This window comes from Leptospira adleri (assembly GCF_002811985.1).
Classification (GTDB): domain Bacteria; phylum Spirochaetota; class Leptospiria; order Leptospirales; family Leptospiraceae; genus Leptospira; species Leptospira adleri.
The window spans coordinates 26,735-33,011 of record NZ_NPDU01000050.1; the positions used below are offsets into that span (position 1 = coordinate 26,735).

At 43.0% G+C, this 6,277-nt stretch carries 5 protein-coding genes and 1 pseudogene; 4 read left to right on the forward strand and 2 right to left on the reverse strand.

Features of this window, described 5'->3' with window-relative positions; translation table 11 throughout:
- Positions 1-17: 17 nt before the first annotated feature.
- Both CH376_RS16800 and mutL read right to left on the reverse strand, forming a co-directional pair.
- Positions 18-638 (reverse strand): YqaA family protein, encoded by a 621-nt coding sequence (locus tag CH376_RS16800; RefSeq protein ID WP_100787006.1) that lies wholly within the window; start codon positions 636-638, stop codon positions 18-20.
- Positions 607-2,397: a DNA mismatch repair endonuclease MutL gene (gene mutL / locus CH376_RS16805; protein ID WP_100787048.1), complete on the reverse strand. Its 1,791-nt coding sequence runs from the start codon at positions 2,395-2,397 to the stop codon at positions 607-609. Before mutL ends, CH376_RS16800 begins: the two co-directional genes overlap by 32 nt.
- A gap of 535 nt (positions 2,398-2,932) precedes the next feature.
- On the opposite strand from mutL, the gene CH376_RS16810 reads away from it, so the two are divergent.
- From CH376_RS16810 to CH376_RS16825, 4 genes and pseudogenes are all read left to right on the forward strand, one after another.
- Positions 2,933-3,916, forward strand: a complete 984-nt coding sequence (locus tag CH376_RS16810) for a sensor domain-containing diguanylate cyclase (protein WP_100787007.1) — start codon at positions 2,933-2,935, stop codon at positions 3,914-3,916.
- A gap of 27 nt (positions 3,917-3,943) precedes the next feature.
- Entirely contained in the window at positions 3,944-4,894 is a 951-nt protein-coding gene (locus tag CH376_RS16815; protein WP_100787008.1) for a sensor domain-containing diguanylate cyclase, read from the forward strand.
- Between the two features lie 194 nt (positions 4,895-5,088).
- Positions 5,089-5,298: pseudogene (locus CH376_RS24655) on the forward strand (PAS domain-containing protein); the annotation flags it as partial.
- 208 nt (positions 5,299-5,506) lie between these two features.
- The gene (locus tag CH376_RS16825; protein WP_100787009.1) at positions 5,507-6,181 is read left to right on the forward strand and encodes a DUF1554 domain-containing protein; all 675 of its coding nucleotides are present in this window, start codon (positions 5,507-5,509) and stop codon (positions 6,179-6,181) included.
- The last annotated feature ends 96 nt before the right edge of the window (positions 6,182-6,277 follow it).

The following is a 6,277-nucleotide window of genomic DNA, read 5'->3' on the forward strand; positions in this document are numbered from 1 at the left end:
AGCGGATCGCAGCTTGTTTACATTCCGCCCCCGACCCAACCGAATTGAATCAGATAATAGAATACTATAAACCGGGGAATTCGAAAAAGACAACCCTGAAAAAACAAAAGATATCTCATTTTCATCGCTCCAGCGGCGAGAGAAACCCAGGAATACGGAAGCGGAGTCAGAGCCGCTAATACAACGGCCCAAAATCCGTAACGATGCAAATAGTGTTCGAGTTTTTGCTCGTGTTTTTTCACAAAACTTGCGACGCCTTCTATTTTCGGTAAAAGAATTCTTCCAGTAAGATAAGAGATCGAACCGCCGATCAGACTTCCAATCGAAGCGGAAACGATGACCAGAATGGAGTTCAGTTTTCCCGCGACCGCGATCATCAAAAATACGTCCGGCGGAATAAACACGTGCAAAGAATCCGCGAGAAGAATTCCGATCCCAACTCCGAAAACGCCCGTGACCTCGATGAACTTTTGCGAAACGTTCAAGACGGGCTCCGGAAAAACCCTCGCAAGAAAAACCACTCCTAAGACGAGGATCACGATTCCGACTAACGTTTGGCGGAATAATTTACGAACTACACGATCCGGTTCTTTGCCCGGAACTTCTTCATTTTCTGTGGAACATTCTTTCGAGGTCATCTCTGCTCAACTTAACTAAGGTAGGTCGTCCGTGGGGACAACGGGAAGGATTTTCGCAATAACTCAATCTGTTCAAAATTTCCGCAAGAATCGGATCGGAAAGATGATCCCCTTTTTTGATAGCGGATCTACACGCCACACATTTAGCCATAAGATCGTATAACTCAGGTTCGCTGGATTCCTTTCCTTCGGTTCTGTTTAAAAAATCGAGAATGATTTCCTTTTCCTGACCCGGCTCCATATACGCGGGAATTTCCCGAAGGACGACGCTGTCATCTCCGAGCGCATCCAGGAATATTCCGACTTCTTCATATTCTTTTCTTCGGTTTAAAATTTCTTCCTGTTCCTGTTTCGAGACGTCGATCCGAATCGGAGTCAGAAGAGGTTGAATTCCGTAATTTTTCTTTTCGAGTTTTCTCAAAACCTCTTCGTAACGAATCCGTTCGTGCGCCGTGTGCTGATCGATGATATAAAAACCGTCTTCCGCTTCCGCGAGAATAAACGTCTCGAACAAAACGCCGAAATGTTTTTTCGGAATAAAGGAAGAATGTTTTACTACGTTATCCGTCAGCGCGTTCAAAGACGCGCCTGGTCCCATTCGATCCAGATCGAAACCTTCCTGACGAGGAACTTCGGCAAAAAGTTCTCTGCTCAAAAGAGGACTTTGTCCGTTTCCGACCGGAGAATGCGCTTGATAAAGAGAACTGCTTTTGAACGTATCCGGAGTCGGTCTTAAAAGACGTTTTTTCAACTCCAAAAAACTGACCGGAGTGCTCGAACGAAGTTCCTTTTGAATGAGCGTTAGGAAGAATCCGTTAAATCCTTCTTCGTCCAAAAATCGAATTTCCTTCTTCGCCGGATGAACGTTGACGTCGACTCTCGAAGGATCGATTTCGAAAAATAAGAAACAATACGGATGACCGTTCGGTGGAAGAAGTTCGTCGTAGGCTTTTTTTAAGAGAACGGAACTGTATTTGATTTCGATCGGCCGCCCGTTGATAAAGATAAACTGACCGGTTCGATTGGATTTATAAAAATCAGGATCGCTGATATAACCGAAAGCCTTGATTCCGCCCCGCTCTAAACTCACTTCCAAAAGATGATCTCGGAAATTTTCGCCGAAAAGATCTATGATTCTGTCTTTTTTATTTTCTCTTGCGGGGAGAACGTAAACTTCCTTTCCATCCTGAAACAAACGAAAACGGATGTCTTCTCTCGCCAAGGCCTGCGTGGTCACCCGATCCCGAATCTTTTTATCTTCGGAACGGATCGACTTTAGAAATTTTCTTCGAACCGGAGTGTTGAAGAATAATTCTTCCACGAGAATTTTTGTTCCCGTAAATCCCGGAATCTCCTCTTTTTCGGAAATTCTACCGCCTACGGATTGAATCTTCCAAGCGGTTTTTTGATCCCTGGTCCCGCTTTCCAACGTTAGGCGGGACACGGACGCGATGGAAGCAAGAGCCTCTCCGCGAAATCCGTAACTCAAAACGTGCTCCAAATCTCCGTAGTCCCTGATCTTACTCGTTGCGTGTCTTTTTAGAGCAGGTTCCAAATCTTCCGGATCGATTCCGGAACCGTTATCCGTAATTCTTAAAACGGAAAGACCTCCGTCTTTGGATTCGACGTCGATCTGCGTCGCTCCCGCATCCATGGAATTTTCGATCAGTTCTTTGACTACGGAATGCGCGGACTCGATGACCTCGCCCGCTGCGATTTGATTGATGAGTTCGGGGCTGAGTTCCCTGATTTTTCCCATGGACTTCGTTCCAGTCTCGAAAGACAAAGCGCCGGTGTCAAGGACGGGAACCGGAGAATTCCATATTTTTCCGACAATCAGGTCTGGAAAAAACAGATCTTCCTTTCTTTTCGGCAAAAGAACTTTCGTTAGAAATTCTACAGAGTTCAAAAAGAATTTCAGGATTCTAAATACTCAAATTACCATTTGAGAAAAAAAAATTGCACAAACATCTTGATCCGTAAAAACAATCAATGGGCAGTCCGTTCTTATTATAACATTCTCAATTTTATTTAGATATATTATATAATTCAGATATACTATTTTTCATAAATTCCTTGTAACGAATACAGATTCATTTTCTTCTCTCGTAAGGATTGCTTTTCCATCAACGTCCATTCCATAAAGAGAAGATTTCAAAATTCTTTCGTTCGATCTTTTCATTTTTAAGAATCAACGACTGAAATCTTAGATTTCGTGTTCATACCAAAGGGGAATTTCTTTTGATATGAGAACGGTGAGAATAGAAAGGCTGAGGAATTATTAAATTAACAAAATGAACTTCAAACGCGAATACAATTTAGAAAAGTTTGTAAACAATTCATTGGATCTCATTTCGATTCAACGATTGGACGGCACCGTCATTCAAGTGAATCCTTCTTTTGAAAGGATCTTAGGTTGGTCCGAGAAGGATCTCCTTGGCAGGAATCCGTTTCACCTCTTACATCCGGACGATTTGGATTCTACTCTGAAAGAAATTGAAAAATTGAATCAGGGAATTCCCACGCTTGCATTTCAAAATCGTTATCGATGTTTCGATGGAAGTTATAAATTTTTCGCCTGGACCTGTTATCCCGACTTAAAGGAAGGACTTCTGTACACTTCCGGACGCGATATTACGGATCTTGTGGAATCCAACCGGAAGATCAGCCAACTCGCGGCAAAACTCAAAGAAACGAATGATAAACTTTTTGAACAAGCTTCGACCGATCCGCTTACAAAACTCAAAAATCGTAGGGCTTTCCAAGAAGAATTGCAATACCTCATTCGCCTTGCTCTAAAGGAAGAAACACCGATTTCGCTCTTGATGGTCGACGCAGATCACTTCAAAGCGTTCAACGATCAGTTCGGTCATCTGGAGGGGGATCAGGTTTTGGTTCACCTAGGGAATCTCCTCCTTCGATCCACGAGAGAAAGCGATATTGTCGCTCGGTACGGAGGGGAAGAATTCATCATCGCGCTTCCGGGAGCTTCCGAAAAAGAGGCCGCCACAATCGCGGAATCCATAGCAAGAACGATCCGAGATTTTTCGTGCGAGAAAAAGAACGTAACCGTAAGCATAGGGATCTCTACGATTCAGTTTCATTCCAATCGATGGAATGAGAATACCGACTTTCAAAAGCTTCTCATTGAAAACGCGGACCAGGCCTTGTATCAATCCAAAATCAACGGTAGAAACAGAGTAACCCATCATTCCTCCATCGATCCAAAGAATCTTCTTTCTCCTCGTCTCGACTCGGATTGTTCCCATACGGAATGATCCATTATACAATTGAGGACTTTGACCATGACCTATAAAAACGAATACAACCTTGAAAAGTTCTACAATTACTCCCTGGATCTTTTTTCGATCCAAAGAATGGACGGAACCGTGATTTCGGTAAACCCGGCCTTTGAAAAAATTCTCAGCTGGGCGGCGGAAGATCTCCTCGGGAAAAATCCTTTCGATCTTTTACACCCGGAAGACGTTGAAGAAACGATGCAGGAATTTTCCAAACTCAATACCGGAGTTCCGAAAGCCTCGATTCAAAACCGGCTTCGATGTGCGAACGGAGACTATAAATATCTTTCCTGGACCGGTTTTCCCGATCTTGAAGCCGGTTTGGTTTACATCACCGGCCGCGATATCACCGAGCTTATCGAGTCCAATCAAAAGATCAGTCAGTTAGCCGCGGAACTCAAAGAAGCAAACGATCAATTGTTCGAACAGGCGTCGACCGATCCTTTAACAAAGCTCAAAAACAGAAGGGCCTTCAACGAAGAATTGCATTATCAGATTCATCTCGCGCAAAAACAGGAAAGTCAAATTTCACTGATGATGATCGACGCGGATCATTTCAAAGCATACAACGATCAGTTCGGTCATCCGGAGGGAGATCGGGTTTTGATTCTTCTTGCGGACCTTCTTTCGAAAGTCGTAAGGGAAAACGGTATCGTCGCTCGTTACGGCGGAGAAGAATTCATCGTCGCGTTGCCGGACACTTCCGTCGAGGCGGCGCTTTCGCTCGCGGAAACCATGCTTAAAACGATTCGTAATTTTTCCTGGGACAATAAAAAAATCACGATCAGCATCGGAATCTCAACGTTTCAGTTCGATTCTTCTTCCTTAAAGAGCAAGGATTACGTTCAAAGACTGATCGAAACGGCGGACCGAGCCTTGTATCAATCGAAAATCAAAGGAAGAGACAGGGCCACTCACTGTTTGAAAGTAGATTCCGAATGTGAAAGACTGAAATGAAATCTTCAATCAGTCCATTGAAAATCATGACAAGCGCTCTTTTTCCTAAAATGAATAAGCAAAATCGCTCCAATCGTTCCTATATCGTTTTAAAAAAACTTTCCGATCGACGATATGGAATCAGAGGGCGTCCTTATCAACAAGGAGTTAGATCAAAAAATTCAGAACCTCAGGACAATAACTTTCGACATTCTTACCTAAACGAATTCAATTTTGAAAATTTCTATAATTATTCTCTATATCTGTTTTCGATTCAGAGAATGGATGGAACTGTCATTTCGGTAAATCCTTCGTTCCCGCACATTTTGGAGTGGCCGGATGAAGAATTACTCGGACAAAACCCTTTTCACTTAGTACATCCTGAAGATATGGAAGTGCTGATTCAAGAATTTCAAAAATTCAATCAGAACCTTTCTCAATAGATCCTGCCAATTCAAGTTCAGAATATTTTTTAAACTCGAGTGGAAGGATGATTCATATTACAATCTGCAATCAAAGGCAAAGATTCCATCTGTTAAGATTCTTTGAAAACAAATAGAAGGCAATCCCTGAATAGCAATTCAGGAGTTAAGTCTCTCCATTTGTTTCAACAATCAAGCAAAGGAGCTTTTGATGTTTCAAAAACTTTTCACTTTCATTTGTGTAATTTCGTTTTCAATTACACTTTTTTCCTGCGAAGATTCTAAAGATGACGACACGAGCCTATTCGTATTATTGTATTCTTTAATCAGCATGAACACTACCGGAAACGCAACTTGCAAAGAAGCAGCGTTTTGCAGAACCTTCGTTGCGACTAACAATGGCGCCGGCTTTTCAGGAAATTTAGGCGGCGTTTCCGGAGCGGATGCGAAATGTATGGCGGAAAAACCTTCCACCCTTACGGGAAGTTACAAAGCTCTTATCGTTGCAGGAGGAAATTCGCCGAGAAGCATTGTTCCGAACAAAAATAACTGGGTCTTATTTCCAAACAAGGAATACCGTAGAAAGGATGGGACGACTGTAACTTTCACAACAAACGCACAAGCGATTGTAACGTCGAATCTTTCGAACGGAATCGATGGAGGAGCAAAAACCTATTTCTGGTCCGGATTAAGTAGCCCGGCGAACGGGACCGGTTTGTGGGAGGAAGGCAACAATTGCTTAGAGTGGACTTCGGCAAGCGGAGTAGAACCAGGACAGGCGGGCAACACGGCGGAAATTTCCGCCGATTTAACTCCCGAAGGTGCTTTTACAATTGATACTCATGCTTGTAATTCGAACTTGAAGTTACTCTGTGTAGAGCAGTAAAAATTAGGCACACCGTATCGAATACGGTGTGCCTTTCCATCCTCTTGAAAACTCCGTTCCATTGAAGGTAAGGATTCACAACGGAAGTTATTTTTT